Source organism: Streptomyces sp. NPDC048291 (assembly GCF_043201715.1).
Classification (GTDB): Bacteria; Actinomycetota; Actinomycetes; order Streptomycetales; family Streptomycetaceae; genus Streptomyces.
In genome coordinates, this window is sequence record NZ_JBICZC010000032.1 from 1 (window position 1) to 24,765 (window position 24,765).

Consider the following 24,765-nt stretch of genomic DNA (forward strand, 5'->3'; position numbering starts at 1 on the left):
CAGGGGCAGGCGTCCCTGTGGGATGTCGCGTTCGCGGCGCTGGACTGCATACCCGGCGGCAAGGGCATCACCAGCCTCGGCAAACTCGCCAAGGGCGTGCGGGGACTTGGCAAACTGGGGCTCAAGGGCATGGCCGAGGCCGTGCGTGGGCTCGGAACTCGTGGCCTGACCAGCCTGCGCTCCGGGATGACGGATCTGGTCGCCAGAGGCAAGGCACTTGCAGGGCGCTGCCCGGGCGGCGATCCGATCGACCTGGTGTCGGGCGAGATGCTCATGGTCGCTTCAGATGTGACGTTGCCGGGCATCCTGCCGCTCGAAGTCAAACGGACTCATTTGTCCACCTACAACTACGGCAGGTGGTTCGGTCCGTCCTGGGCATCAACGCTCGACGAACGACTGGAGATGGACGACCAGGGGATCGCCTTTGCCTCGGACGACGGAATGCTGCTCGCCTACCCCCGTCCGACGCCTGGCGATCCCGTGTATCCGCTGGAAGGGCCCCGCTGGCCGTTGGAGTGGGACGGAAAACCCGGCGGGCCGATGACCATCATGGATCCGGAGACCGGGGTCACCCGCGTGTTCCAGCCGGACGGTGCGCCGGGTGCCGACGGCAGCACGGTGTTCTCCCTGCACAGCCGGAGCGACCGCAACGGACATCGCCTCGACATCGAGTACTCGGATGCCGGGGAGCCGGTGGCTCTGCACCACAGCGGTGGGTACCGCGTCGCGATCGAAACGGAGGCCGGGCGCATCGCATCGCTGCGACTGGCGGAAGCGACCGGCTCGGACGACGCGACTCTGGTGCGCTACGCCTACCGTGACGGTGACCTGGTCCATGTGTACAACTCCTCCGGCCTGCCCTTCCGGTATGCGTATGACGACCGAGGGAGGATCACCAGGTGGGAGGACCGGTGCGGTTCCTGGTACGAGTTCGAGTACGACGAAGAGGACCGCTGCGTACGCGGCGCGGGTGCGGACGGATTCCTCGACTGCCGGCTCACGTACGACCGTGATGCGCGCCGGACCGTGTACGCCGACTCGTCCGGACAGGCCACCGTGCACGAGTACAACGAGCGGCTGCAGCGTACGGCGGTCATCGATGCGCTCGGGAACATCACGCGATACGAATGGGATCGCCGGGACCGGCTGGTGGGGCATATCGACGCGCTGGGCAACAGCACCCGCTATGCCTACGACGCGGCCGGAAACCTGGTCAGCATCACGAGCGCCGACGGCACCACCGCTCGGGCCGAGTTCAATGAGCAGCGCCTTCCGATGCTGACCGAGGCCGCCGACGGCTCCTGCTGGTCCTACGCCTACGACGACCGTGGCAACCGCACGTCGGTCACCACTCCACTCGCGGAGACGACCCGGTTCGCCTATGACGGCAAGGGAGCGCTGGCCGAGATCACCGACCCGGCCGGAGCGGTCACAAGGGTCGAGACCGATGCACGTGGGCTTCCCGTCAAGTCGGTCGACCCCCTCGGCGGCACCGTGCAGCACACCCGGGACGCTTTCGGCCGGGTCTCCGAGATCCGCGACGCCCTGGGCAATGTGACCCGCCTGACCTGGAACGTCGAGGGCAAGCCCCTGTCGCGGACCACGCCCGACGGCGGCAGGGAGGTCTGGGAGTGGGACGCCGAGGGGCGTCTCGTGCGCCACACGGATTCCGCCGGCTCCGTCACTCGTTTCGGGTACACCCATTTCGATCTTCCTGCCTGGCGGTCCGATGCCGACGGCGGGCAGCGGTATTTCCGCTACGACACGGAACTCAGACTGGTAGGCGTCACGAACGAGCAGGGTCTCGCGTGGGAGTACCGATTCGGCACCACGGGGCTCCTGGAGTCGGAGACCGACTTCAACGGCCGCACGCTGATCTATTCGTACGATGCCGCCGGCCGACTCGCCCGGCGCACCAATGGCGCCGGGCAGGTCACGTCCTACGACCGTGACGCGGTGGGCAGGGTCGTAGGAAAGCGCACCGCGGAGTCCTCGACGACGTTCTCCTACACGTCGAGCGGACAGGTGTACCGGGCCCGATGCGGCGATGTCGTCGTGGAGGCGGAGCGCGATCGGCTCGGACGGGTACTGAGCGAGACGACCAACGGCCGAACCATCAGTCACGCCTATGACCGGCTGGGCCGCCGCACGGTGCGCAGGACGCCGTCCGGAGCGGAGAGCCGGTGGGATTACTCGAAGCGGAGTCTGCCGTCGAGGCTTTCGAGCGCCGGCCACGAGATCGTCTTCCGGCACGACGAAGATGGCAAAGAGGTGGTCCGGGACTTCGGCGATTCCCTCCGCATGGAGCGTCACTGGGACGAATGCCGCCGCATGACGTCCCAGGTGCTGCGGGCACCTGACGGCCACGGCCTCGGCGACGGGAGCCGGGTCGTCAGCCGTCGCGACTATGTGTACGGAATCGGTGACCGACTGACCGAAGCACGCGACCTGCACGGTGGCCGGCAGCAGTTCCGGCACGACGAGCGCGGTCGTGTCGTGGCGGTCGACGGTGATTCCTGGCAAGAACGCTACGCGTACGACGCCGCGGGCAACCCGACGTCCTCGTCCTCGTCACTCACGGGCCGAGTGGACGGAGAGCAGGCCAGGCACACGTATGCCGGGAACCAGGTTCGTCGAGCGGGCAGGAGGTCGTATTCGTACGACGGCCAGGGCCGGGTCACCCGACTGGTGCAGCGGACACTGTCCGGGGGCCGCCGGGCGTGGTCGTTCAGCTGGGACGCGGACGACCGGCTCACCGGCATGACCGGCCCCGACGGTCGTCGCTGGAGCTATGACTACGACCCGTTCGGACGCCGCACGGAGAAGCGGTGCCACGCCGAGGACGGGCAGGTCATCGAGCGGACCGCGTTCACCTGGGACGGCCAGCGCCTGGCCGAGCAGTCCCGCTGGAGCGACGCGGGCGAGCACACTGTCACGTGGGAGTACGAACCAGGTACGCACCGACCGATGGCACAGGCGGAGCGGACGCGGTCGCGCGAACTGCCGCAGGAGGAAGTCGACGAGCGGTTCTTCGCCATCGTCACGGACGTCGTCGGCACGCCTGTCGAACTGATCGGTCTCGACGGCGCGGTGCGGTGGCGGGGCAGATCCGGTCTCTGGGGCGACGAAGACGACCTCGACACGACCGCGGCGGGCGGGCTGTCGTGCCCGCTCCGCTTCCCCGGGCAGTACGCGGACGAGGAAAGCGGCCTCCACTACAACTTCCACCGCTACTACGACCCGCACAGTGTCCGCTTTCTGACCCCCGACCCGCTCGGGCTCCAGGCAGGGCCCGACCACTACGCCTACGTCTCCAATCCCCATCTCTGGGTGGATCCGCTCGGCCTGCAGCGGTGCCCGACGTTCGTGGGCATCCAGTGGATGACCGACAAAATGCTGCAACGCGTTTCATTCCGCTACCAACGGTTCGTCACGCACACGGACTACGAGCAGGTGTGGCGCCTCGGCGACGGCCGGGAGGTGCACGTGGACGGTGGTCCCACCGCGGACGGCTTTATCGTCGAGGCGAAGTGGACCGGTGGTGACCATCCGGGTGAGTGGGCGGCGTCTCAGTACAATCCTGCGCATCGTCACTACGACGAGGACCGGATCACCAGTCAGGCCGAGAAGCTTCTGGCGCTGAACGAAGGACTGGGCGGCAAGGGGGTGCGGTATGCCACCTCCTACCCGGAAGGAGCCGAGCACCTCCGGGATCTTTTCAGCAGCAAGTTCCCAGATGAATTCGCCGATGGAAGGCTGAACGTCTTCCACGTGCCGGGAAACGGAATGGATTAGGGCGTGGACGAGGTCGTTGCAGTTCTGGAGCTCCTGGCCGACGACGAGAGCCTGACGGGAGAGGGGGTCGGTGCCGTCCTGGAACGGCTGGGCTGGGGCGTGGCGCGCCAGGTGCCGGGTGCCGCGTTCCCCCGGGTCTGGCGCAAGAACGACCTCCTGGCGGGCATTGAGGGGGACGCCCCGCAGGTGCGCCTCGCTGTCACCCTGTGGGAGCGCGAGGTCGACGAGGAGGCCGGCTTCGACGCGCTGGAAGCGCTGTACGACGAGTCCGTGCAGGTGGTCGGACGGATCGCACACGAGGTGGAGACCGGTGTCCTTGCCGGGCGCCTCGTCCGACTGGACGGTGGGCAGACGTTGGGCATCGACTACATCGAGCAGTGGGCCTGGGGCCTCGGGCGCCGGTCGCTGCTCGTCGGTGCGGTCCAGGACGACACGGAACTCCCGGTGAGGGTCGACGTCGTCGTTTCATGAACTGGGGCGTGCGGTGAGTACGGGCGCGATGTCTGGTGTGCCGCAGCGGAATCCGGCGGTCTACCGGCTCCTGCCAAGCCTGGGCGACTACGAGACGCTGCGTCTGGACGGTGCCGACCGGAGCAGGCTCATGCGCTGGCAGCGGAGCGGGGACGAAGCGGACCGGCCGACCGGGCTGCGTGCCGAATGGATGGACGACTCCGCGCCCAGGAGCGAGTTCCCCGGCGGCAGTCCCGGAGCGCCCGTGCTCAGCCGCCGTCTGGCCGAGGGGTTCGGGGACGAACTGCTGTCGGCCGGGAGCCTGGTCCCCGTCGAGATCCGCAACGGCAAGGACGACGACTACGTCCTGTACCTCGTCGACCAGGTGGTCGACTGCCTCGATCTCCGCAGGTCGTCCAAGCCGAAGCGGAACGGTGAGGTCAAGAGGCCCGTGTACCTCTCCGAAGCGCTGCCCGCCCGGCTGCCCGCCTTCCGGCTGCCGCAGTTCCCCCGTGCCGTCCAGTGGAACGGCTGGGCCGTCGATCGGCTCCTCGGGCTTACCGGGGACCAGATCGAGGCCCGTCTGACCTGGTCGGAGGAGCCCGCGGCCAAGACCCATCCCGACCCTTGGGGATTCTGACCGTCCGCCCGTCCGACGCGGAGTGTCAGTGCAGGGTCGGTACCCCGCCGCCTTCGGCCCCGGTCAGCGTGACCCCGGTCAGACCGCGCAGGCGGCGTTCCGCGAGAGTCGCGAGACGGTCGGCGGTCGGTGGGGTGGAGCCGAGGCCGATGGCGTAGCGGAGCGGGTTCGTGGTGAAGGGGCGGGGCCAGGCGTGGCAGTCGGGGGCCGACGTCGAGAGGTCGGTGACGAGAGCCCGCATCCTGCCCAGCTCGCGACGGCGCGAGACCGCCTGCGCGGGGTCCGTCGAACCCGTGGTGACCACGACCAGGTCCACGTCCAGCCCGTCGATCCGCAACCGCAGACCGGGTACGCGGGCCCCGACCACCTCGCGCACATCCGTCGCCTCGGGGAGGGCCGCGGCCAACCGCGCCTGCACGGCGGGGAGTTCGGTCGTGCCGGGCAGCACCGCCACCAGGTCCAGGTCCGCCCCCGGCAGCGCGCAGCCCATGCGCCGGGAGCCGACGACGTGCACGACGGCGTCGGGGAGCGCGTTCTCGATGCGGTGGGTGGTTTCCTCGGCCGGTCGCGCCACTACGTCGTGCGCTCCGTCCCGCGCGGCCTCCTCGGCCCACCGCACCTCGCCCGTTCCCAGCGTCACCGTGGCCCGCACCCGCATCGGCTCGTCGCCGCGCCGTGAGAGCAGCGCCAGCTCGCCGACCCTGGCCGGCATCGGGGCGAGCCGGGCCGCGCAGGCGGCGGCCAGGGTGTTCGGGTCGGTGGTGCGGCCCAGGCTGAGGTGAGGGGTGAGGCCCGGGTGCCGGCCGCCGCAGCGCGGGAAGTGGCGCAGGAGCGTGCGGTGCAGGTCGGCCCAGGGCTCCTCACCCGCGGCCGCGGGGTCGAGCCAGACGGTCGCGTCGTCCCGGTGACCGAACCACTGCACCCCCTCCAGCCGGGCGTCGAAGGGTGCGGTGGCGGCCGTCGCGAGCACCGCCGCCGCCCGTTCGAAGGTGTGCTCCGGTACGAATCCGAAGAGCAGGTTCACATGCGGGGGCCAGCGGTGGATCTGCGGGTCGTGGTCCCGGCGGATCTCCTGCAGCGGGGGCCACAGCTCCTCGGGCGGGAGCCACGCCAGCGCCGTACGGGGCGTCGGTCTCTCGGCGAGGGACTCCAGGGCGTCCGCCTCCGGAGCGCCCACCGCGAGCTCGGCCAGGACACCGTAGTGATCGGAGATGTACGTCCCCTCCGGCGACGGCATGTCACCGCACAGTTCGGCGTGCCGTACCCGCAGCCCCGCCCCGCGCAGCAGTACCCGGTCCAGCCGCGAGGCCCGGCCCGTCAGCGACGAGATCGCGGCCAGCGGATTGCGGCCCGGGTCGAAGGTCGGGGTCGTGTCGTCGGTGCCGTGCACCTCGCTCCACGCGTCCCGCAGGCCCAGCGTCAGCTGCGGTGTGCCGCCGCCGTCGTTGAAGTCGCCGAGCAGGAGCAGCTCGGCGTCCACGCCCGCCAGGCCCTCGGCGACGCGGGCGAGTTCCGCCGTGCGCCGGTCGGCGCCGTTCTCCGAGTGGTCGCTGCTCAGATGGGTCGCCGCGACGACCACGGGCCGTCCGCCCGCCTCCACGACGAGGGCGGTCACCGCCTTGTGCGGGCCCAGTTCGTGGTGCGCCGCCTCGATGACGGGGAGCCGGGTCAGGAGCAGCAGACCGCACGCGTCGACGTCCCGCCCTCGCGGGTCCGTGCCCAGGGCCCAGCCCGCCCGCACCCACTCCTCGCCCAGCAGCAGGGCGAGGAGTCCCGCCTCGACCTCCTGCAACGCGATCACGTCCACGTCCGCGTCGCGCAGCGCCTGCGACAGGAGTGGCCTGCGCCCGGCGGTGTCGATGCGGTCGGCGTCGTACCGGTCCCAGAGCGTGTTCCAGGTCAGCACCCGCACACCTCCGGATGCCCGGACACCGTCGGACGCGTCACCGCTTCGCGAGCGCGCGGGCCCCCACTCCGCGCCGTCCCACGCGTACGGCGTACGGGCCGTGAAGAACGGCGCCCGGAGCAGTCGGGCCGCCCGAACACGCCCCGCCTCCGTCGCGTCGATCCGGTCCGTCCCCGTGGCCCGGTCCCACACCAGCTCGCCGTCGGCCTCGATGAACAGCACCCGGTGCCAGGGGATCTCGCCCCCGGGCACGAACGCGGGCAGCGGGACCCGCTTCGGCGCGGCGCCGCGCTGGAGGACGCCGAGGACGAAGCGGGCCGGGTCGAAACGCGCGTCCCAGCGCACCCGGTGGTAGATCTCCTCGCTCGTGCGCACGGGTCAGACCTCTTCCTCGACGGTCCCGTTCGCGCCGATGTACCAGGTGCGATGGGCGTCGCCGGGATAGGGAGGGGCGAAGCGCCGCAGCTGGTGGGTGAGCACGTCGGGCGGTACCGGGTGCTCGCGGCGGGTGTTGCGGCGTACCAGCTCGTCCTCGTCGACCAGGACCACGGCGTGCGTGATCAGGGCGTCTCGGCGGTGGGCGATCGTGTGTACGAGCGAGCGCTGCTGCTTGGTGAGGGACGTGGCGTCCCACACCGCGGTCCCGCCGGCGGCCAGCGCCCGGTGCAGTCGCCCGAGCCCCTCGCGGAGGACCTCGCCGTTGGCCCGCTGGTCGGCGCGTGAGCCGCGTGCCTCGCGCAGGTCGTCCAGTGAGACGTACGCGTCCACGCCCGGGAGTCCGCGGGCGAAGGTGCTCTTGCCGCTGCCGGCCGGACCGACCGTCTGGACCAGCTTCGGGAACGCGCCGGGCCGCCAGCGCCAGGTCGCGGCGACGGCCTCGTCGGCACTGGCGATCCGCCCCAGCGCGTACGCCTCCCGGGCCTCGGCCCGGCACCGGGCGGCCGGGTCGGCCGGCAGCCCCGCGAACGCCTCCCGCAGTTCGAGGCTCCGTACGTCCTCGGCGTGCAGCGCCGACCACTCCACCTGCTCGCGCGCGGCGTCCGTGTCCGCGGTGGCCCGGGCCACCGCGTGCAGCAGCCCCAGGTCGGCGGCGTACGACAGGCGCACCAGACCGGCCCGCCGGTCCTCGTCCGGATACGGCCGGTGCAGCGCCGGGTGCAGTCCCACGAGGTCGGCGACCCGGCGGGCGAGCGGTACGCCCGCCACCGTGGCGAGCCGCGCCGCCAGCCGCCCACGGCGCACTCCGTGCAGCAGCGCGGCCAGGACGCCGGCCAGCAGGTCGTCCCCGGACCGCCCCGCCGGATCGAAGCGGGCGACGGCCCGCGCGTCCCCCGCGCCGGGCAGCCCCACGGCCTCCTCCAGCGCCCGCACGTCGACGGCCGCTCCCGAGCGCACCGCCCACAGGGCCGCCCCGGCCCCGAGCCCGTTCTCGACGACGGCCGCGTGCATCCAGTGCGTGTCCGTCTGTACGTGTCCCTCGCGTACCCACTTGGCCACGCGGTCCCCGAACTCCCGCGCGTCGAACCCGTCCGCGACCCGGACGACGTACCCCTCCTGCCGCCCGGTTTCCAGCCGCAGCGCGCGCAGCGCCCGCTCGTCGAACACGCCTCGCCACAGCACCCGGGGAACGGGCACGCCGAGCCCGCGGAGGAAGACCACCGTGCGGTCCCAGTCCAGGCAGCGGCCCTCCCCGTCCCAGACCGAGAAGCCGTAGAAGTAGCTCTCCAGGCCGTCGTAGGCGATCGAGTGCCGGGCGAACATGTTCTCCCCGCACACCCGCCACCCCTCCGGGACGGCGTGGCCGATCCGGGCCTGGAGTGCCTTGACCCAGGTGCGGGAGGGGTGATGGGCCGAGTCCGGCGAACGGGCGTGCAGGCCGTCGGCGTAAAGGGTGGTGTTCTCGCCGTCCAGCTTCTCGGTCACCACGACCTCGCGGCCGCGCAGGCCGGACAGGTCGGTGACCCGGAGATCGTCGGCGCTCGCGCCTGGCGACCAGGGCAGATGCCGGGTCCGTGGATAGTGCGTACGCATGGTGAACGTCCCCCGTGACAGCCGTCGTGCCTGCTCAGCGTAGGGGCGGGGGTGGTGGCGGGCGAGCGGATTACGGTGCGGCCGGGACCGGCCGGGGAACCCGGGAACGCCGCTGGGGAGGGGCCGGGTTTGACCTGCGTCACTCCGGGGGTATGCTCCCCGGCCCGATTGGCCAGCTCCCCGCCCCGTATGGCAGACTAGCGGGGTTGCTCGGTCGAGTGTTGATGCTGCGCGCCTCCCGCCGGGAGGACTGGAAGCGAGTCCCACAGTACTCGTCGTCCTACCTGCCATTACGGCAGCACTGGGGCGGACGTACGGGAATCTTCCGGGAAGTGCGGTGCGGCACCGGCCAGGCACCCGGTGGGCCTTCCGCCCCTGGCTTGCGGTTCCGGAAGGGCCGTGCTTTCCCAGCAGGGATGTTCGAACAAGGGGCATCTGTGTCGGTGAGGGCGCGACACACCCGACCGCGTGGGTCGGAGAAGTGAAGCAGTCACCGGGTTCCAGAGCGTGCAAAGACAGGACTACTGAGTAGCCATGGCGGGACAGAAGATCCGCATCCGGCTCAAGGCCTACGACCACGAGGTCATCGACTCCTCGGCGAAGAAGATCGTCGAGACGGTGACCCGCACTGGTGCGTCGGTCGCGGGCCCGGTGCCGCTGCCCACTGAGAAGAACGTGTACTGCGTCATCAAGTCGCCGCACAAGTACAAGGACTCGCGCGAGCACTTCGAGATGCGCACGCACAAGCGCCTGATCGACATCCTCGACCCGACGCCGAAGACCGTTGACTCCCTGATGCGACTCGACCTCCCGGCCGGTGTCGACATCGAGATCAAGCTCTGAGGCCGGTGATCTGAGAATGGCTAAGCAGATCAAGGGCATCCTGGGCGAGAAGCTCGGCATGACGCAGGTGTGGGACGAGAACAACCGTGTTGTTCCGGTCACCGTCGTCAAGGCCGGCCCCAATGTCGTCACCCAGGTCCGTACCAACGACGTCGACGGCTACGAGTCGGTCCAGATCGCCTTCGGCGAGATCGACCCGCGCAAGGTGAACAAGCCCCTCAAGGGCCACTTCGCGAAGGCCGACGTCACCCCCCGTCGCCACCTTGTCGAGATCCGTACGGCTGACGCCTCCGAGTACACGCTCGGCCAGGAAGTCACCGCCGAGGTCTTCGAGGCCGGCGTGAAGGTCGACGTCACCGGCAAGAGCAAGGGCAAGGGCTTCGCCGGTGTCATGAAGCGTCACAACTTCAAGGGCCTCGGCGCCGGTCACGGCACCCAGCGCAAGCACCGCTCGCCCGGTTCCATCGGTGGCTGCGCCACCCCGGGCCGCGTGTTCAAGGGCCTCCGCATGGCGGGTCGCATGGGCAACGAGCGTGTCACCACCCAGAACCTGACCGTCCACGCCGTTGACGCGGAGAAGGGTCTGCTGCTCATCAAGGGCGCGGTTCCCGGTCCGAACGGCGGCCTCGTCCTGGTCCGCACCGCGGCCAAGGGGGCCTGAGGTACCGATGAGCACTGTTGACATCCTTTCGCCTGCCGGCGAGAAGACCGGAAGCGTCGAACTCCCCGCGGAGATCTTCGGCGTGGAGAAGGTCAGCATCCCGCTGATCCACCAGGTCGTCGTCGCGCAGAACGCCGCTGCCCGTCAGGGCACGCACAAGACGAAGACCCGTGGCGAGGTCCGTGGTGGCGGCAAGAAGCCGTACCGCCAGAAGGGCACCGGCCGCGCCCGTCAGGGCTCGACCCGCGCGCCGCAGTTCGCCGGCGGTGGCGTCGTCCACGGCCCGCAGCCGCGTGACTACTCGCAGCGCACCCCCAAGAAGATGAAGGCTGCCGCTCTGCGTCACGCCCTCACCGACCGGGCGCGTCACAACCGCATCCACGTCGTCACCGGCGTGATCGAGGGCGAGACCCCCAGCACCAAGGCCGCTCGCACGCTGTTCGGCAAGATCTCGGAGCGCAAGAACCTGCTCCTGGTCGTCGACCGCGCCGACGAGGCCGCGTGGCTCTCCGCCCGCAACCTGCCCCAGGTCCACATCCTGGAGCCGGGCCAGCTGAACACGTACGACGTGATCGTCTCGGACGACGTGGTCTTCACCCAGGCCGCTCTCGAGTCCTTCGTCGCCGGCCCGAAGGCCAACGACACCGAAGGGACCGAGGTCTGATGGCCACCCGTCACCCGAGCATCGCCTCGAAGGCCGCCAAGGCCGCCAAGGCCGCGCGCGTCGCCAAGGCGCGCCGCCACGAGGCCGAGGGCAAGAACACCGTCGAGACCCCGATCAGCAAGTCGTACACGGACCCCCGTGACGTGCTGCTGAAGCCGGTCGTCTCGGAGAAGAGCTACGCGCTCCTGGACGAGAACAAGTACACGTTCGTCGTCGCCCCGGGCGCCAACAAGACCCAGATCAAGCAGGCCGTCCAGGCGGTCTTCTCGGTCAAGGTCACCGGGGTCAACACCCTCAACCGCCAGGGCAAGCGCAAGCGCACCAAGACCGGGTTCGGTCAGCGCGCGGGCTCCAAGCGCGCGATCGTGACCCTCGCCGAGGGCGACCGTATCGACATCTTCGGCGGTCCGACCGCGTAAGCGGGTCGGATCGTCCGATATCGGACGAGGACTGAGAAATGGGAATCCGCAAGTACAAGCCGACTACGCCGGGCCGTCGTGGCGCCAGCGTCGCCGACTTCGTCGAGGTCACGCGGTCCACGCCGGAGAAGTCGCTGGTCCGCCCGCTGCACAGCAAGGGCGGCCGTAACAACGCCGGTCGTGTGACCGTTCGCCACCAGGGTGGCGGACACAAGCGCGCCTACCGAGTGATCGACTTCCGTCGTCACGACAAGGACGGCGTGCCGGCGAAGGTCGCGCACATCGAGTACGACCCCAACCGCACCGCGCGCATCGCGCTGCTGCACTACGCGGACGGCGAGAAGCGCTACATCCTCGCCCCGCGCAACCTGCAGCAGGGCGACACCGTGGAGAACGGTCCCGGGGCCGACATCAAGCCGGGCAACAACCTGGCCCTCCGCAACATCCCGGTCGGTACCACGGTCCACGCGATCGAGCTCCGTCCCGGTGGCGGCGCCAAGTTCGCCCGTTCCGCGGGTGCCTCGGTGCAGCTGCTCGCCCGTGAGGGCGCCATGGCGACCCTCCGTATGCCGTCCGGCGAGATCCGCATGGTGGACGCGCGCTGCCGCGCCACCGTCGGTGAGGTCGGCAACGCCGAGCAGTCGAACATCAACTGGGGCAAGGCCGGCCGCAAGCGGTGGCTGGGCGTTCGCCCGACCGTCCGTGGTGTCGTGATGAACCCGGTCGACCACCCGCACGGTGGTGGTGAGGGCCGGACCTCCGGTGGTCGCCACCCTGTGTCCCCGTGGGGCAAGAAGGAAGGCCGTACTCGTTCGCCCAAGAAGGCGTCGAACAAGTACATCGTCCGCCGCCGCAAGACGAACAAGAAGCGCTAAGGACGGGTTGAGATGCCGCGTAGCTTGAAGAAGGGGCCCTTCGTCGACGACCACCTGATCAAGAAGGTGGACGCCCAGAACGAAGCCGGCACCAAGAACGTCATCAAGACCTGGTCCCGCCGCTCGATGATCGTCCCGGCCATGCTGGGTCACACCCTGGCGGTGCACAACGGCAAGACCCACATCCCGGTGTTCGTCACCGAGTCGATGGTCGGCCACAAGCTCGGCGAGTTCTCGCCGACCCGCACCTTCCGGGGCCACGTCAAGGACGACCGGAAGTCGAAGCGCCGCTAGTAGCGGATCGCATTCAGACACGTAAGTAACTGAGAGGGACAACCATGGAAGCCAGGGCCCAGGCGCGGTACATCCGCGTTACGCCCATGAAGGCCCGCCGCGTGGTGGACCTTATCCGTGGCATGGATGCCACGGAGGCTCAGGCTGTTCTGCGATTCGCTCCGCAGGCAGCCTCCGTGCCGGTCGGCAAGGTGCTCGACAGCGCCATCGCCAACGCCGCGCACAACTACGACCACACCGACGCCGACAGCCTCTTCATCTCCGAGGCGTACGTCGACGAGGGCCCGACCCTGAAGCGGTTCCGTCCGCGTGCCCAGGGCCGTGCCTACCGGATCCGCAAGCGGACCAGCCACATCACCGTGGTCGTCAGCAGCAAGGAAGGAACCCGGTAATGGGCCAGAAGGTTAACCCGCATGGGTTCCGGCTCGGTGTCACCACGGACTTCAAGTCCCGGTGGTACGCCGACAAGCTGTACAAGGACTACGTCAAGGAAGACGTCGCCATCCGTCGGATGATGACGTCCGGCATGGAGCGCGCCGGTATCTCGAAGGTGGAGATCGAGCGCACCCGTGACCGTGTGCGTGTGGACATCCACACCGCGCGTCCGGGTATCGTCATCGGCCGCCGTGGCGCCGAGGCCGACCGCATCCGCGGTGACCTCGAGAAGCTCACGGGCAAGCAGGTCCAGCTGAACATCCTCGAGGTCAAGAACCCCGAGACGGACGCTCAGCTGGTCGCCCAGGCCGTCGCCGAGCAGCTCTCCTCCCGCGTCTCCTTCCGCCGCGCCATGCGTAAGAGCATGCAGTCGGCGATGAAGGCCGGCGCCAAGGGCATCAAGATCCAGTGCGGCGGCCGCCTCGGCGGCGCCGAGATGTCCCGCTCGGAGTTCTACCGCGAGGGCCGCGTGCCCCTGCACACGCTCCGCGCGAACGTGGACTACGGCTTCTTCGAGGCCAAGACGACCTTCGGCCGCATCGGTGTGAAGGTCTGGATCTACAAGGGCGACGTCAAGAACATCGCCGAGGTCCGCGCCGAGAACGCCGCAGCCCGTGCCGGCAACCGCCCGGCCCGTGGTGGCGGCGCTGGTGACCGCCCGGCCCGTGGTGGCCGTGGTGGCGAGCGGCGCGGCCGCAAGCCGCAGCAGGCTCCCGCTGCCGAGGCCCCCCAGGCCGAGGCCGCCGCCGCTCCGGCTGCTGAGAGCACCGGAACGGAGGCCTGACCGACATGCTGATCCCCCGTAGGGTCAAGCACCGCAAGCAGCACCACCCGAAGCGTCGCGGTGAGGCCAAGGGCGGTACGACGGTCGCGTTCGGCGAGTACGGCATCCAGGCCCTCACGCCGGCGTACGTGACCAACCGCCAGATCGAGGCGGCCCGTATCGCGATGACCCGCCACATCAAGCGTGGCGGCAAGGTCTGGATCAACATCTACCCGGACCGCCCGCTCACGAAGAAGCCCGCCGAGACCCGCATGGGTTCCGGTAAGGGTTCTCCGGAGTGGTGGATCGCGAACGTGCACCCGGGCCGGGTCATGTTCGAGCTGTCCTACCCCAACGAGAAGATCGCCCGTGAGGCCCTGACTCGCGCAGCCCACAAGCTGCCGATGAAGTGCCGGATCGTCAAGCGCGAGGCAGGTGAAGCGTGATGTCGGCCGGTACCAAGGCGTCCGAGCTGCGCGAGCTGGGCAACGAGGAGCTTCTTGGCAAGCTCCGCGAGGCCAAGGAAGAGCTGTTCAACCTCCGCTTCCAGGCGGCGACGGGTCAGCTCGAGAACCACGGTCGGCTCAAGGCCGTCCGTAAGGACATCGCGCGGATCTACACCCTGATGCGTGAGCGCGAGCTGGGCATCGAGACGGTGGAGAGCGCCTGATGAGCGAGAGCAACGTGACTGAGAACACTGAGGCGCGCGACAGCTTCCGCAAGACCCGTGAGGGTCTCGTCGTCAGCGACAAGATGGACAAGACCGTCGTCGTCGCCGTCGAGGACCGCGTCAAGCACGCGCTGTACGGCAAGGTCATCCGCCGTACGAACAAGCTCAAGGCGCACGACGAGCAGAACGCCGCGGGCGTCGGCGACCGTGTCCTCCTGATGGAGACCCGGCCGCTGTCCGCGACGAAGCGCTGGCGCATCGTCGAGATCCTCGAGAAGGCCAAGTAATTCTCCTGCGGGGCATCCCTCGCAGGACAGTTCCGCCAGGCTCCGGGCGGGTGTGCAACTTTCGCACCCGCCCGGGGAACCGGCAGACACACAGGAGATAGACGTGATCCAGCAGGAGTCGCGACTGCGCGTCGCCGACAACACTGGTGCGAAGGAGATCCTTTGCATCCGTGTGCTCGGTGGCTCCGGTCGCCGCTACGCGGGCATCGGTGACGTCATCGTCGCCACCGTCAAGGACGCGATCCCCGGCGGCAACGTGAAGAAGGGTGACGTCATCAAGGCGGTCATCGTTCGCACCGTCAAGGAGCGCCGTCGTCCGGACGGCTCGTACATCCGCTTCGACGAGAACGCCGCCGTCATTCTGAAGAACGACGGCGACCCTCGCGGCACCCGCATCTTCGGCCCGGTCGGGCGTGAGCTGCGCGAGAAGAAGTTCATGAAGATCATCTCGCTGGCTCCGGAGGTGCTGTAAGCATGAAGATCAAGAAGGGCGACCTGGTCCAGGTCATCACCGGTAAGGACAAGGGCAAGCAGGGCAAGGTCATCGCGGCCTACCCCCGCGAGGACCGTGTCCTGGTCGAGGGTGTCAACCGGGTCAAGAAGCACACCAAGGCCGGCCCGACCGCTCGCGGTTCCCAGGCCGGCGGCATCGTCACGACCGAGGCGCCCGTCCACGTCTCCAACGTCCAGCTGGTCGTTGAGAAGGACGGCAACAAGGTCGTCACGCGTGTCGGTTACCGCTTCGACGACGAAGGCAACAAGATCCGCGTTGCCAAGCGGACGGGTGAGGACATCTGATGGCTACCACCACTGCTCCGCGTCTGAAGCTGAAGTACCGCGAGGAGATCGCGGGCAAGATGCGTGACGAGTTCAAGTACGAGAACGTCATGCAGATTCCCGGTCTCGTCAAGATCGTGGTCAACATGGGTGTCGGCGACGCCGCCCGTGACTCGAAGCTGATCGAGGGCGCGATCCGCGACCTGACCACCATCACCGGTCAGAAGCCGCAGGTCACCAAGGCCCGCAAGTCCATCGCGCAGTTCAAGCTGCGTGAGGGCCAGCCGATCGGTGCCCACGTCACGCTCCGTGGCGACCGCATGTGGGAGTTCCTGGACCGCACCCTGTCGCTCGCGCTGCCGCGCATCCGCGACTTCCGTGGTCTGTCCCCCAAGCAGTTCGACGGCCGTGGCAACTACACCTTCGGTCTCACGGAGCAGGTCATGTTCCACGAGATCGACCAGGACAAGATCGACCGTACCCGGGGCATGGACATCACCGTGGTCACCACGGCGACCAACGACGCTGAGGGCCGCGCGCTCCTTCGTCACCTCGGCTTCCCGTTCAAGGAGGCGTGAGCGAGATGGCGAAGAAGGCTCTGATTGCCAAGGCTGCTCGCAAGCCCAAGTTCGGTGTGCGTGGCTACACGCGCTGCCAGCGCTGCGGCCGTCCGCACTCCGTGTACCGCAAGTTCGGCCTGTGCCGCGTGTGCCTTCGTGAGATGGCTCACCGTGGCGAGCTGCCGGGCGTGACCAAGAGCTCCTGGTAATCCCCGCTTTTAGGGATTCCAGAGGCTCTCGGTAAGCAATGGGCGTGTCAGGCGCCCTCCCTTCCATGGCTTAGGCTTGGAGGGTTGGGCGCCTGACAGTCGCCCGTACGACTTACTACGCCGTAGGTCCACCGCGCCGCACCCGTCCCGTCTCGGATCGGGGAGAGGGATGGCGCACCAGGAAACCCCGGCGAGAGAGGCCGAAGGCCAATTCATGACCATGACTGATCCGATCGCAGACATGCTGACGCGTCTGCGGAACGCGAACTCGGCGTACCACGACTCCGTGACGATGCCGGCGTCCAAGATCAAGTCTCACATCGCGGAGATCCTCCAGCAGGAGGGCTTCATCACGGGCTGGAAGGTCGAGGACGCCGAAGTCGGCAAGAACCTCGTCCTGGACCTGAAGTTCGGTCCCAACCGTGAGCGCTCCATCGCGGGCATCAAGCGGATCTCCAAGCCCGGTCTCCGGGTGTACGCGAAGTCCACCTCCCTGCCGAAGGTGCTGGGCGGCCTCGGCGTGGCGATCATCTCCACGTCGCACGGGCTCCTCACCGACAAGCAGGCCGGCAAGAAGGGCGTAGGCGGAGAAGTCCTCGCCTACGTCTGGTAGCAGAAGGGAACGGAGGAAACAGCTATGTCGCGCATCGGCAAGCTCCCCATCGCGGTTCCCGCCGGCGTGGACGTCACCATCGACGGTCGCACGGTGAAGGTCAAGGGCCCCAAGGGCGAGCTGACCCACACCATCGTGGCTCCGATCGACATCGCCAAGGGCGAGGACGGCACTCTCGCGGTGACCCGCCCCAACGACGAGCGTCAGAGCAAGGCCCTGCACGGCCTGTCCCGCACGCTGGTGGCGAACATGATCACCGGCGTGACCCAGGGTTACGTGAAGAAGCTCGAAATCAGCGGTGTCGGTTACCGCGTGACCGCCAAGGGTTCGAACCTCGAGTTCGCGCTCGGTTACAGCCACCCGATCCTGGTCGAGGCCCCCGAGGGCATCTCCTTCAAGGTCGAGGCTCCGACCCGTTTCTCGGTCGAGGGCATCGACAAGCAGAAGGTCGGCGAGGTCGCGGCCAACATCCGCAAGCTGCGCAAGCCCGACCCGTACAAGGCCAAGGGCGTCAAGTACGAGGGCGAAGTCATCCGCCGCAAGGTCGGAAAGGCGGGTAAGTAAGCCATGGCATACGGACAGAAGATCCTCAAGGGCGACGCCTACAAGCGCGCCGCGATCAAGCGCCGTCACATCCGGATCCGCAAGAACATTTCCGGTACGGCGGAGCGTCCCCGTCTGGTCGTTACCCGCTCCAACCGCCACATCGTGGCCCAGGTGATCGACGACATCAAGGGTCACACCCTGGCGTCGGCGTCCACCCTGGACACCTCGGTCCGTGGTGGCGAGGGTGACAAGTCCGCGCAGGCCAAGCAGGTCGGCGCCCTGGTCGCCGAGCGTGCCAAGGCCGCCGGTGTCGAGGCCGTGGTGTTCGACCGTGGTGGTAACCAGTACGCCGGCCGCATCGCGGCTCTGGCGGACGCCGCCCGCGAGGCCGGGCTCAAGTTCTGAGCCGCTTGTAGCTAGCGGAAAGAGAGAGGTAATCCAATGGCTGGACCCCAGCGCCGCGGTGGCGGTGCCGGTGGCGGCGAGCGGCGGGACCGGAAGGGCCGTGACGGCGGCGCTGCTGCCGCCGAGAAGACCGCGTACGTTGAGCGCGTTGTCGCGATCAACCGCGTCGCCAAGGTTGTGAAGGGTGGTCGTCGCTTCAGCTTCACCGCGCTGGTCGTGGTGGGCGACGGTGACGGCACCGTGGGTGTCGGTTACGGCAAGGCCAAGGAGGTGCCGGCCGCCATCGCCAAGGGCGTTGAGGAGGCCAAGAAGCACTTCTTCAAGGTCCCGCGTATCCAGGGCACCATCCCCCACCCCATCCAGGGTGAGAAGGCTGCCGGCGTCGTGCTGCTCAAGCCCGCGTCCCCCGGTACCGGCGTTATCGCCGGTGGCCCGGTGCGTGCCGTGCTCGAGTGCGCCGGTATCCACGACGTGCTGTCGAAGTCGCTCGGCTCCGACAACGCGATCAACATCGTGCACGCGACCGTGGAGGCCCTGAAGGGCCTGCAGCGTCCCGAGGAGATCGCGGCCCGCCGCGGTCTGCCGCTCGAGGACGTCGCCCCCGCGGCTCTGCTTCGTGCGCGTGCGGGAGCGGGTGCGTAATGGCTCGCCTCAAGGTCACGCAGACGAAGTCGTACATCGGCAGCAAGCAGAACCACCGTGACACCCTGCGGTCCCTTGGTCTCAAGGGGATCAACACCGTGGTCGTCAAGGAGGACCGCCCCGAGTTCCGCGGCATGGTGCACACCGTCCGCCACCTCGTGACGGTTGAGGAGGTCGACTGATCATGGCGGAGCAGAACCCGCTCAAGATCCACAACCTCCGTCCGGCCCCGGGCGCCAAGACCGCCAAGACCCGTGTGGGTCGTGGTGAGGCGTCGAAGGGTAAGACGGCTGGTCGTGGTACCAAGGGTACGAAGGCCCGTTACCAGGTTCCGGAGCGCTTCGAGGGTGGCCAGATGCCCCTCCACATGCGTCTTCCGAAGCTGAAGGGCTTCAAGAACCCGTTCAAGACCGAGTTCCAGGTCGTGAACCTCGACAAGCTGGCCGCGCTGTACCCGGAGGGTGGCGAGGTCACCGTCGAGGGTCTCGTCGCCAAGGGTGCCGTTCGCAAGAACAGCCTCGTCAAGGTCCTCGGCCAGGGTGAGGTCTCCGTGGCGCTGCAGGTGACGGTCGACGCCGTCTCCGGCTCCGCCAAGGAGAAGATCACCGCCGCCGGCGGCACCGTCACCGAGCTCGTCTGATCGTTTCGGACGTCTCGATGACGTAAGCGAATCCCGACCGGGGATACCTCACAATGGGGTATCCCCGGTTGGTCGTTCCTAGGGGGGCAGTGCGGCCGGTAAGGTGGCCAGCACTGTTCTTTTTCCCATTCGTCGAACCTCAAGACCGTCACCCTTGACGCACTTGCGCGGGGGTCGCAGGAGGCACCGTGCTCACCGCGTTCGCCCGGGCGTTCAGGACGCCCGACCTGCGCAAGAAGCTGCTCTTCACGCTGGGCATCATCGTGGTCTACCGGGTCGGTACGCACATCCCGATCCCGGGTGTGAACTACACGTCTGTGCAGCAGTGCGTGAAGGAGGCCTCGGGCAACCAGGGTCTCTTCGGCATGATCAACATGTTCAGCGGCGGCGCCCTGCTGCAGATCACGATCTTCGCGCTGGGCATCATGCCGTACATCACGGCCAGCATCATCCTTCAGCTGCTGACCGTGGTGATCCCGCGCCTGGAAGCCCTGAAGAAGGAGGGTCAGGCCGGTACGACGAAGATCACGCAGTACACCCGGTACCTGACCGTGGCCCTGGCCATCCTCCAGGGCACGGGCCTGGTCGCCACCGCGCGCAGCGGCGCTCTCTTCAACGGCTGCTCGGTCGCGTCGAGCATCGTCCCGGACCAGTCGATCTTCACGACGATCACCATGGTCGTCTGCATGACCGCCGGTACGGCCGTCGTGATGTGGCTCGGCGAGCTGATCACCGACCGCGGCATCGGCAACGGCATGTCGATCCTGATGTTCATCTCGATCGCCGCGACCTTCCCGTCCGCGCTGTGGGCCATCAAGAAGCAGGGCACCCTGGCCGACGGCTGGATCGAGTTCGGCGCGGTCATCGCGATCGGCCTGGTCATGGTCGGGCTCGTCGTCTTCGTCGAGCAGGCCCAGCGCCGCATCCCGGTGCAGTACGCGAAGCGCATGATCGGCCGTCGTTCCTACGGTGGTACGTCCACGTACATCCCGCTCAAGGTGAACCAGGCGGGTGTGATTCCGGTCATCTTCGCCTCGTCGCTGCTGTACATCCCGGCTTTGGTGGCGCAGTTCGCGGGCGGCAACTCGGGCTGGAAGAGCTGGATCGAGCAGAACCTGACCAAGCAGGGCGACAGTCCCACGTACATCGCCCTGTACTTCCTGCTCATTGTTTTCTTCGCGTTCTTCTACGTGGCGATCTCCTTCAACCCCGAGGAAGTCGCCGACAACATGAAGAAGTATGGTGGCTTCATCCCGGGCATCCGGGCTGGCCGACCGACCGCTGAGTACCTGTCGTACGTGCTCAACCGGATCACCTGGCCGGGTTCGCTGTATTTGGGGCTGATCGCTCTCGTACCGACAGTGGCGTTGGTCGGCTTCGGGGCGAGCCAGAACTTCCCGTTCGGCGGGACCAGCATCCTCATCATCGTGGGTGTCGGTCTCGAGACGGTGAAGCAGATCGAGAGCCAGCTCCAGCAGCGCAATTACGAAGGGTTCCTCCGCTGATGCGTATCGTCCTCGTCGGGCCGCCGGGTGCCGGTAAGGGAACGCAGGCCGTCCGCCTCGCAGAGATGCTGGCCATTCCGCACATCTCCACGGGCGACCTGTTCCGCGCCAACATCAGTCAGCAGACCGATCTCGGCAAGCTCGCCAAGTCCTACATGGACGCCGGTGACCTCGTACCCGACGAGGTCACCATCGCCATGGCCAAGGACCGCATGGAGCAGCCGGACGCGGCGAACGGCTTCCTGCTGGACGGGTTCCCGCGCAACGTCTCGCAGGCCGAGGCGCTGGACCGGCTGCTGAGCGACGAGGACATCGTGCTGGACGCCGTCCTGGACCTGGAGGTCCCGGAGGCCGAGGTCGTCAAGCGGATCGCCGGCCGGCGCGTCTGCCGCAACGACTCGTCGCACGTCTTCCACGTGACGTACAGCCCGCCGAAGCAGGAGGGCGTCTGCGACGTCTGCGGCGGCGAGCTGTACCAGCGTGACGACGACTCCGAGGACACCGTCCGCACCCGGCTGGAGGTCTACCACACGCAGACCGAGCCGATCATCGACTACTACAAGGCGCAGGGGCTGGTCGTGACGATCTCCTCCCTGGGCCCGGTGGACGAGATCACGCAGCGGGCGCTGGGGGCGCTGAAGCGCGAGAAGGCCGAGAACAACTAGATCGCGGTTCTTCCGGCCGCGGCGCCCTCCCCCCGGACCTCGTCCGGGGCCCCGGGGTGCCGCGGCCGTAGTGTTGTACAGGAAACCCAGTCGACGTGAGTGATGGAGAGCGCAGGCCGCCCATGGTGCAGATCAAGACCCCCGAGCAGATCGCCAAGATGCGGGCGGCGGGCCTGGTCGTGGCCGCGATCCACGCGGCGACCCACGAGGCCGCGGTGCCCGGCGCCACCACCAGGGACCTGGACGAGGTCGCCCGCAAGGTGCTCGCCGAGCATGGCGCCAAGCCGAACTTCCTCGGGTACGGCGGCTTCCCCGCGACGATCTGCACCTCGGTCAACGAGGTCGTGGTCCACGGCATCCCCTCCGACGAGGTCGTCCTGAAGGACGGCGACATCATCTCCGTCGACGCGGGCGCGATCGTCGACGGCTGGCACGGTGACGCCGCCTACACGGCCTTCGTCGGCTCGGGTCACGCCCCGGAGCTGATCGAGCTGTCCCGGGTGACCGAGGAGTCGATGTGGGCCGGCATCGCGGCCGTCCGGCAGGGCAACCGCCTGGTCGACGTCTCCCGGGCCATCGAGACCTACATCCGCCGCCAGCCGAAGCCCGGCGGTGGTCGCTACGGCATCATCGAGGACTACGGCGGCCACGGCATCGGCACCGAGATGCACATGGACCCGCACCTGCTGAACTACGTCGACCGGCGCCGCGGCAAGGGCCCCAAGCTGGTCAACGGCTTCTGCCTGGCGATCGAGCCCATGGTCTCCCTCGGCACCCCCAGGACCGAGGTCCTGGAGGACGACTGGACGGTCATCACGACGGACGGCACCTGGTCCTCGCACTGGGAGCACTCCGTCGCCCTCACGGAGGAGGGCCCGCTGGTGCTGACGGCTCCCGACGGGGGCCGGGCGAAGCTGGCGGAGCACGGGGTCACGGCGGCGCCCGACCCGCTGGCCTGAGCGCCGGGCCGGCCGCCGGCCCGAAGATCGCAAAGAGATCACAAAGCCCCCCTTCGAATCGATCCTGTGTTCGACCTTTGAGGATAAGATCATTGGCGACCGGCAGGGGGGCGGTCGTGCACCGCTGCGCGGTGCTGTGCCTGCTGCCCTGTCATGCACATGATGAAAGGGAAAACGGTGGGTTCCACTCTGAAGCGAACGGTCGGCATCCTCGCGGGGGCGGCCGCTCTGGCCATCACGACGGGCACCGCGCCCGCGTTCGCGTCCGCGTCGGGCTGTCACGGCGGCGCCTGTGTCCGGGTCGACGGCTCCGGCCTCAAGGTCAACTGGATCCAGGCCTACTCGGGCGACGAGACCTTCCACGGCAAGTTCAAGATCTACGCCGAGAAGATGGGGTACGTGAAGTACTCGCCGCTGACGACGTACTACAACAACGGCAACCACTTCACGTACTACCGGGTCGCGATCGACGCGAACTGGAAGGACGGCACCGACATCTGCGTCCAGGCTCTCCTGGACGGCACGCACGATGACGGCACCGCCTGCGAGACCGTCGAGAAGTAAGCGGCGCGAAGCAGGCGTCGAGAAGTAAGCAGTAACGAGGGGCCGGGGGAACGGCCGCTCGCCCGCCCCGTCCGTCGCGCATAACCCGCCGACGGGCGGGGCATTGTCATGGGCAGGTGCGGAGGACGGGTGAGTTCGTCTTTTTCAGGGCGCTGACGTAGACTGACTCGTCGGCTCTCGTGCACCCGCATGTCCGCATGCCCCTCGTGAGTCGATCAAGGTAGTCGATTCGAAGGGCGAAGCGTGGCCAAGAAGCAAGGTGCCATCGAGATCGAGGGCACTGTCGTCGAGTCTCTTCCGAACGCCATGTTCAAGGTCGAGCTCCAGAACGGCCACCAGGTCCTGGCACACATCAGCGGCAAGATGCGTATGCACTACATCCGCATCCTCCCTGACGACCGGGTCGTGGTGGAGCTGTCTCCGTACGACCTGACGCGTGGCCGGATCGTCTACCGATACAAGTAGATCTTGCCCAGGTCCCGTGTGAGCGGGGCTGCCGGCAACTGACCCGGAGAACCTCAATCCCATGAAGGTCAAGCCGAGCGTCAAGAAGATCTGCGACAAGTGCAGGGTGATCCGCCGTCACGGTCGGGTCATGGTCATCTGCGAGAACCCGCGCCACAAGCAGCGCCAGGGCTGACGCACGACCGATCCCTCTGCATCCATCGCAGAGATTCACGCGACGCAAGCTGAACATGTTCATACGCAGAGCCCAGGTGCCACGGCGCCTGACACCCCCGGTTCGGAGGCCGGGGACCCAGTACGTACCTGATACGGCGGCTGGGAACCGGTTCTGCGGAAGACCTCCGATGATCACCAGGAGCCATTGAATGGCACGCGTTTCCGGTGTTGACATCCCGCGCGAAAAGCGCGTGGAGGTCGCGCTCACCTACGTGTTCGGCATCGGCCGGACACTCTCGCAGCAGACGCTGGCCGAGACCGGCATCGACCCGAACACCCGCGTTCGCGACCTGACCGAAGAGCAGCTGGTCGCCATCCGCGAGTACGTCGACAACAACATCAAGACCGAGGGTGACCTCCGTCGCGAGATCCAGGCCGACATCCGCCGCAAGGTCGAGATCGGCTGCTACCAGGGTCTGCGTCACCGTCGCGGTCTGCCCGTCCGCGGTCAGCGCACCAGCACCAACGCCCGCACCCGCAAGGGCCCGCGTCGCGCCATCGCCGGCAAGAAGAAGCCGGGCAAGAAGTAGTCCACAGCGGACAACGCTTCATCAGCGGTCTTCGCTGTAGGACCGACCACCTCCCCGTAGGAGTAACTAGATGCCCCCCAAGGGTCGTCAGGGCGCTGCCAAGAAGGTGCGCCGCAAGGAAAAGAAGAACGTCGCTCACGGCCACGCGCACATCAAGAGCACGTTCAACAACACGATCGTCTCCATCACGGACCCGTCCGGCAACGTGATCTCCTGGGCCTCCGCCGGCCACGTCGGCTTCAAGGGCTCCCGGAAGTCCACGCCGTTCGCCGCGCAGATGGCCGCCGAGTCGGCTGCCCGCCGCGCTCAGGAGCACGGCATGCGCAAGGTCGACGTGTTCGTGAAGGGCCCGGGTTCCGGTCGTGAGACCGCGATCCGCTCCCTGCAGGCCACGGGCCTCGAGGTCGGCTCCATCCAGGACGTCACCCCGACCCCGCACAACGGCTGCCGTCCGCCGAAGCGCCGTCGCGTCTGACTTCGCTTCGCAGGGCTGCTCGGGCGGTACGGCTCCGTAAGGGCCGTGCCGCCCGTACCCTTGCAGTACCCGCGCCTTCACGGGCGCGGCTCCGTCGGGCGTCAAATAGCGGGCGTCCACGAAAGAAGGATCTGATCCACACATGCTGATCGCTCAGCGTCCCTCGTTGACCGAAGAGGTCGTGGACGAGTTCCGTTCCCGGTTCGTGATCGAGCCGCTGGAGCCGGGCTTCGGCTACACCCTCGGCAACTCTCTCCGTCG

General features: G+C 68.1%; 34 protein-coding genes and 1 pseudogene. 33 read left to right on the forward strand and 2 right to left on the reverse strand.

Going from position 1 to position 24,765, the window contains the following annotated elements:
- The 3 genes from ACGF5O_RS48475 to ACGF5O_RS48485 all read left to right on the forward strand — a co-directional run.
- Positions 1 to 3,795 (forward strand): RHS repeat-associated core domain-containing protein (locus ACGF5O_RS48475; RefSeq protein ID WP_393816366.1); only part of this gene is annotated, 3,795 nt, incomplete at its 5' end.
- Between the two features lie 3 nt (positions 3,796 to 3,798).
- On the forward strand, positions 3,799 to 4,266 hold the full coding sequence (locus tag ACGF5O_RS48480) for a hypothetical protein (RefSeq protein WP_393816367.1): 468 nt from the start codon (positions 3,799 to 3,801) through the stop codon (positions 4,264 to 4,266).
- A 28-nt stretch (positions 4,267 to 4,294) separates the two neighbouring features.
- Positions 4,295 to 4,885, forward strand: a complete 591-nt coding sequence (locus tag ACGF5O_RS48485) for a hypothetical protein (protein WP_393816368.1) — start codon at positions 4,295 to 4,297, stop codon at positions 4,883 to 4,885.
- Positions 4,886 to 4,910: 25 nt separating this feature from the next.
- On the opposite strand, the gene ACGF5O_RS48490 is transcribed toward ACGF5O_RS48485, so the two are convergent.
- Complete coding sequence (locus ACGF5O_RS48490; protein ID WP_393816369.1) at positions 4,911 to 7,166, reverse strand: RNA repair domain-containing protein; 2,256 nt, start codon at positions 7,164 to 7,166, stop codon at positions 4,911 to 4,913.
- Positions 7,167 to 7,169: 3 nt separating this feature from the next.
- Positions 7,170 to 8,822 carry an RNA ligase family protein gene (locus ACGF5O_RS48495; RefSeq protein ID WP_393816370.1) on the reverse strand — a complete coding sequence of 551 codons (1,653 nt, stop codon included), beginning with the start codon at positions 8,820 to 8,822 and terminating at the stop codon, positions 7,170 to 7,172.
- 534 nt (positions 8,823 to 9,356) lie between these two features.
- Here ACGF5O_RS48495 and rpsJ point away from each other — a divergent pair.
- The 30 genes and pseudogenes from rpsJ to ACGF5O_RS48645 form a co-directional block, all read left to right on the forward strand.
- The gene (rpsJ, locus tag ACGF5O_RS48500; RefSeq protein WP_003948644.1) at positions 9,357 to 9,665 is read left to right on the forward strand and encodes a 30S ribosomal protein S10; all 309 of its coding nucleotides are present in this window, start codon (positions 9,357 to 9,359) and stop codon (positions 9,663 to 9,665) included.
- Between the two features lie 16 nt (positions 9,666 to 9,681).
- Positions 9,682 to 10,326, forward strand: a complete 645-nt coding sequence (gene rplC, locus ACGF5O_RS48505) for a 50S ribosomal protein L3 (RefSeq protein ID WP_062706771.1) — start codon at positions 9,682 to 9,684, stop codon at positions 10,324 to 10,326.
- A gap of 7 nt (positions 10,327 to 10,333) precedes the next feature.
- Positions 10,334 to 10,990 (forward strand): 50S ribosomal protein L4, encoded by a 657-nt coding sequence (rplD, locus tag ACGF5O_RS48510; RefSeq protein ID WP_123974799.1) that lies wholly within the window; start codon positions 10,334 to 10,336, stop codon positions 10,988 to 10,990.
- Entirely contained in the window at positions 10,990 to 11,409 is a 420-nt protein-coding gene (rplW, locus tag ACGF5O_RS48515) for a 50S ribosomal protein L23 (protein ID WP_189268840.1), read from the forward strand. The genes rplD and rplW overlap by 1 nt, the downstream gene beginning before the upstream one ends.
- A 38-nt stretch (positions 11,410 to 11,447) precedes the next feature.
- The gene (rplB, locus tag ACGF5O_RS48520; RefSeq protein WP_093499642.1) at positions 11,448 to 12,284 is read left to right on the forward strand and encodes a 50S ribosomal protein L2; all 837 of its coding nucleotides are present in this window, start codon (positions 11,448 to 11,450) and stop codon (positions 12,282 to 12,284) included.
- A gap of 12 nt (positions 12,285 to 12,296) precedes the next feature.
- Positions 12,297 to 12,578 (forward strand): 30S ribosomal protein S19, encoded by a 282-nt coding sequence (gene rpsS, locus ACGF5O_RS48525; RefSeq protein WP_003992359.1) that lies wholly within the window; start codon positions 12,297 to 12,299, stop codon positions 12,576 to 12,578.
- Between the two features lie 44 nt (positions 12,579 to 12,622).
- A complete protein-coding gene (gene rplV / locus ACGF5O_RS48530) occupies positions 12,623 to 12,970 on the forward strand; it encodes a 50S ribosomal protein L22 (protein ID WP_003974262.1) in 348 nt (115 codons plus the stop codon).
- On the forward strand, positions 12,970 to 13,797 hold the full coding sequence (gene rpsC, locus ACGF5O_RS48535) for a 30S ribosomal protein S3 (RefSeq protein ID WP_093499641.1): 828 nt from the start codon (positions 12,970 to 12,972) through the stop codon (positions 13,795 to 13,797). Before rplV ends, rpsC begins: the two co-directional genes overlap by 1 nt.
- A 5-nt stretch (positions 13,798 to 13,802) precedes the next feature.
- Positions 13,803 to 14,222, forward strand: a complete 420-nt coding sequence (gene rplP / locus ACGF5O_RS48540; RefSeq protein WP_030788270.1) for a 50S ribosomal protein L16 — start codon at positions 13,803 to 13,805, stop codon at positions 14,220 to 14,222.
- Positions 14,222 to 14,446 (forward strand): 50S ribosomal protein L29, encoded by a 225-nt coding sequence (gene rpmC / locus ACGF5O_RS48545; RefSeq protein WP_030174543.1) that lies wholly within the window; start codon positions 14,222 to 14,224, stop codon positions 14,444 to 14,446. Before rplP ends, rpmC begins: the two co-directional genes overlap by 1 nt.
- Positions 14,446 to 14,733 (forward strand): 30S ribosomal protein S17, encoded by a 288-nt coding sequence (rpsQ, locus tag ACGF5O_RS48550; RefSeq protein WP_393816371.1) that lies wholly within the window; start codon positions 14,446 to 14,448, stop codon positions 14,731 to 14,733. The genes rpmC and rpsQ overlap by 1 nt, the downstream gene beginning before the upstream one ends.
- A 103-nt stretch (positions 14,734 to 14,836) precedes the next feature.
- On the forward strand, positions 14,837 to 15,205 hold the full coding sequence (gene rplN / locus ACGF5O_RS48555) for a 50S ribosomal protein L14 (RefSeq protein WP_003992364.1): 369 nt from the start codon (positions 14,837 to 14,839) through the stop codon (positions 15,203 to 15,205).
- Positions 15,206 to 15,207: 2 nt separating this feature from the next.
- Positions 15,208 to 15,531, forward strand: a complete 324-nt coding sequence (gene rplX / locus ACGF5O_RS48560) for a 50S ribosomal protein L24 (RefSeq protein WP_030967306.1) — start codon at positions 15,208 to 15,210, stop codon at positions 15,529 to 15,531.
- Positions 15,531 to 16,088 (forward strand): 50S ribosomal protein L5, encoded by a 558-nt coding sequence (gene rplE, locus ACGF5O_RS48565; protein ID WP_123974794.1) that lies wholly within the window; start codon positions 15,531 to 15,533, stop codon positions 16,086 to 16,088. Before rplX ends, rplE begins: the two co-directional genes overlap by 1 nt.
- Before the next feature lie 5 nt (positions 16,089 to 16,093).
- On the forward strand, positions 16,094 to 16,279 hold the full coding sequence (locus ACGF5O_RS48570) for a type Z 30S ribosomal protein S14 (protein WP_003948630.1): 186 nt from the start codon (positions 16,094 to 16,096) through the stop codon (positions 16,277 to 16,279).
- Positions 16,280 to 16,493: 214 nt separating this feature from the next.
- Positions 16,494 to 16,892: a 30S ribosomal protein S8 gene (gene rpsH / locus ACGF5O_RS48575; protein WP_089099428.1), complete on the forward strand. Its 399-nt coding sequence runs from the start codon at positions 16,494 to 16,496 to the stop codon at positions 16,890 to 16,892.
- A 24-nt stretch (positions 16,893 to 16,916) separates the two neighbouring features.
- Positions 16,917 to 17,456: a 50S ribosomal protein L6 gene (gene rplF / locus ACGF5O_RS48580; protein WP_393816372.1), complete on the forward strand. Its 540-nt coding sequence runs from the start codon at positions 16,917 to 16,919 to the stop codon at positions 17,454 to 17,456.
- Positions 17,457 to 17,459: 3 nt separating this feature from the next.
- Entirely contained in the window at positions 17,460 to 17,843 is a 384-nt protein-coding gene (rplR, locus tag ACGF5O_RS48585) for a 50S ribosomal protein L18 (RefSeq protein ID WP_089099426.1), read from the forward strand.
- Positions 17,844 to 17,879: 36 nt separating this feature from the next.
- Positions 17,880 to 18,485: a 30S ribosomal protein S5 gene (gene rpsE / locus ACGF5O_RS48590; protein WP_009190144.1), complete on the forward strand. Its 606-nt coding sequence runs from the start codon at positions 17,880 to 17,882 to the stop codon at positions 18,483 to 18,485.
- Entirely contained in the window at positions 18,485 to 18,667 is a 183-nt protein-coding gene (rpmD, locus tag ACGF5O_RS48595) for a 50S ribosomal protein L30 (protein WP_006376032.1), read from the forward strand. Before rpsE ends, rpmD begins: the two co-directional genes overlap by 1 nt.
- A gap of 2 nt (positions 18,668 to 18,669) precedes the next feature.
- Positions 18,670 to 19,125, forward strand: a complete 456-nt coding sequence (gene rplO / locus ACGF5O_RS48600; protein ID WP_030400229.1) for a 50S ribosomal protein L15 — start codon at positions 18,670 to 18,672, stop codon at positions 19,123 to 19,125.
- A gap of 188 nt (positions 19,126 to 19,313) precedes the next feature.
- Positions 19,314 to 20,630 (forward strand): preprotein translocase subunit SecY, encoded by a 1,317-nt coding sequence (secY, locus tag ACGF5O_RS48605; protein WP_362601107.1) that lies wholly within the window; start codon positions 19,314 to 19,316, stop codon positions 20,628 to 20,630.
- A complete protein-coding gene (locus tag ACGF5O_RS48610; RefSeq protein ID WP_393816373.1) occupies positions 20,630 to 21,295 on the forward strand; it encodes an adenylate kinase in 666 nt (221 codons plus the stop codon). Before secY ends, ACGF5O_RS48610 begins: the two co-directional genes overlap by 1 nt.
- A gap of 122 nt (positions 21,296 to 21,417) precedes the next feature.
- Entirely contained in the window at positions 21,418 to 22,254 is an 837-nt protein-coding gene (gene map / locus ACGF5O_RS48615) for a type I methionyl aminopeptidase (protein WP_393816375.1), read from the forward strand.
- A gap of 177 nt (positions 22,255 to 22,431) precedes the next feature.
- Positions 22,432 to 22,818 (forward strand): hypothetical protein, encoded by a 387-nt coding sequence (locus ACGF5O_RS48620; protein WP_393816374.1) that lies wholly within the window; start codon positions 22,432 to 22,434, stop codon positions 22,816 to 22,818.
- Between the two features lie 243 nt (positions 22,819 to 23,061).
- Entirely contained in the window at positions 23,062 to 23,283 is a 222-nt protein-coding gene (gene infA, locus ACGF5O_RS48625) for a translation initiation factor IF-1 (protein ID WP_003948620.1), read from the forward strand.
- Positions 23,284 to 23,344: 61 nt separating this feature from the next.
- On the forward strand, positions 23,345 to 23,458 hold the full coding sequence (gene rpmJ, locus ACGF5O_RS48630; protein ID WP_003998809.1) for a 50S ribosomal protein L36: 114 nt from the start codon (positions 23,345 to 23,347) through the stop codon (positions 23,456 to 23,458).
- A gap of 190 nt (positions 23,459 to 23,648) precedes the next feature.
- Entirely contained in the window at positions 23,649 to 24,029 is a 381-nt protein-coding gene (rpsM, locus tag ACGF5O_RS48635) for a 30S ribosomal protein S13 (RefSeq protein ID WP_031167100.1), read from the forward strand.
- Positions 24,030 to 24,099: 70 nt separating this feature from the next.
- Entirely contained in the window at positions 24,100 to 24,504 is a 405-nt protein-coding gene (gene rpsK, locus ACGF5O_RS48640; protein WP_003956432.1) for a 30S ribosomal protein S11, read from the forward strand.
- Positions 24,505 to 24,646: 142 nt separating this feature from the next.
- A pseudogene (locus tag ACGF5O_RS48645) lies at positions 24,647 to 24,765 on the forward strand (DNA-directed RNA polymerase subunit alpha); the annotation flags it as partial.

Excerpts from the sequence above, each read along its gene's own strand:
- ACGF5O_RS48485 (WP_393816368.1), top strand. The coding sequence starts at position 4,295 with ATGTCTGGTGTGCCGCAGCGGAATCCGGCGGTCTACCGGCTCCTGCCA.
- ACGF5O_RS48495 (WP_393816370.1), bottom strand. The coding sequence starts at position 8,822 with ATGCGTACGCACTATCCACGGACCCGGCATCTGCCCTGGTCGCCAGGC.
- rpsJ (WP_003948644.1), top strand. The coding sequence starts at position 9,357 with ATGGCGGGACAGAAGATCCGCATCCGGCTCAAGGCCTACGACCACGAG.
- rplC (WP_062706771.1), top strand. The coding sequence starts at position 9,682 with ATGGCTAAGCAGATCAAGGGCATCCTGGGCGAGAAGCTCGGCATGACG.
- rplD (WP_123974799.1), top strand. The coding sequence starts at position 10,334 with ATGAGCACTGTTGACATCCTTTCGCCTGCCGGCGAGAAGACCGGAAGC.
- rplW (WP_189268840.1), top strand. The coding sequence starts at position 10,990 with ATGGCCACCCGTCACCCGAGCATCGCCTCGAAGGCCGCCAAGGCCGCC.
- rplB (WP_093499642.1), top strand. The coding sequence starts at position 11,448 with ATGGGAATCCGCAAGTACAAGCCGACTACGCCGGGCCGTCGTGGCGCC.
- rpsS (WP_003992359.1), top strand. The coding sequence starts at position 12,297 with ATGCCGCGTAGCTTGAAGAAGGGGCCCTTCGTCGACGACCACCTGATC.
- rplV (WP_003974262.1), top strand. The coding sequence starts at position 12,623 with ATGGAAGCCAGGGCCCAGGCGCGGTACATCCGCGTTACGCCCATGAAG.
- rpsC (WP_093499641.1), top strand. The coding sequence starts at position 12,970 with ATGGGCCAGAAGGTTAACCCGCATGGGTTCCGGCTCGGTGTCACCACG.
- rplP (WP_030788270.1), top strand. The coding sequence starts at position 13,803 with ATGCTGATCCCCCGTAGGGTCAAGCACCGCAAGCAGCACCACCCGAAG.
- rpmC (WP_030174543.1), top strand. The coding sequence starts at position 14,222 with ATGTCGGCCGGTACCAAGGCGTCCGAGCTGCGCGAGCTGGGCAACGAG.
- rpsQ (WP_393816371.1), top strand. The coding sequence starts at position 14,446 with ATGAGCGAGAGCAACGTGACTGAGAACACTGAGGCGCGCGACAGCTTC.
- rplX (WP_030967306.1), top strand. The coding sequence starts at position 15,208 with ATGAAGATCAAGAAGGGCGACCTGGTCCAGGTCATCACCGGTAAGGAC.
- rplE (WP_123974794.1), top strand. The coding sequence starts at position 15,531 with ATGGCTACCACCACTGCTCCGCGTCTGAAGCTGAAGTACCGCGAGGAG.
- ACGF5O_RS48570 (WP_003948630.1), top strand. The coding sequence starts at position 16,094 with ATGGCGAAGAAGGCTCTGATTGCCAAGGCTGCTCGCAAGCCCAAGTTC.
- rpsH (WP_089099428.1), top strand. The coding sequence starts at position 16,494 with ATGACCATGACTGATCCGATCGCAGACATGCTGACGCGTCTGCGGAAC.
- rplF (WP_393816372.1), top strand. The coding sequence starts at position 16,917 with ATGTCGCGCATCGGCAAGCTCCCCATCGCGGTTCCCGCCGGCGTGGAC.
- rplR (WP_089099426.1), top strand. The coding sequence starts at position 17,460 with ATGGCATACGGACAGAAGATCCTCAAGGGCGACGCCTACAAGCGCGCC.
- rpsE (WP_009190144.1), top strand. The coding sequence starts at position 17,880 with ATGGCTGGACCCCAGCGCCGCGGTGGCGGTGCCGGTGGCGGCGAGCGG.
- rpmD (WP_006376032.1), top strand. The coding sequence starts at position 18,485 with ATGGCTCGCCTCAAGGTCACGCAGACGAAGTCGTACATCGGCAGCAAG.
- rplO (WP_030400229.1), top strand. The coding sequence starts at position 18,670 with ATGGCGGAGCAGAACCCGCTCAAGATCCACAACCTCCGTCCGGCCCCG.
- ACGF5O_RS48610 (WP_393816373.1), top strand. The coding sequence starts at position 20,630 with ATGCGTATCGTCCTCGTCGGGCCGCCGGGTGCCGGTAAGGGAACGCAG.
- map (WP_393816375.1), top strand. The coding sequence starts at position 21,418 with ATGGTGCAGATCAAGACCCCCGAGCAGATCGCCAAGATGCGGGCGGCG.
- rpmJ (WP_003998809.1), top strand. The coding sequence starts at position 23,345 with ATGAAGGTCAAGCCGAGCGTCAAGAAGATCTGCGACAAGTGCAGGGTG.
- rpsM (WP_031167100.1), top strand. The coding sequence starts at position 23,649 with ATGGCACGCGTTTCCGGTGTTGACATCCCGCGCGAAAAGCGCGTGGAG.
- rpsK (WP_003956432.1), top strand. The coding sequence starts at position 24,100 with ATGCCCCCCAAGGGTCGTCAGGGCGCTGCCAAGAAGGTGCGCCGCAAG.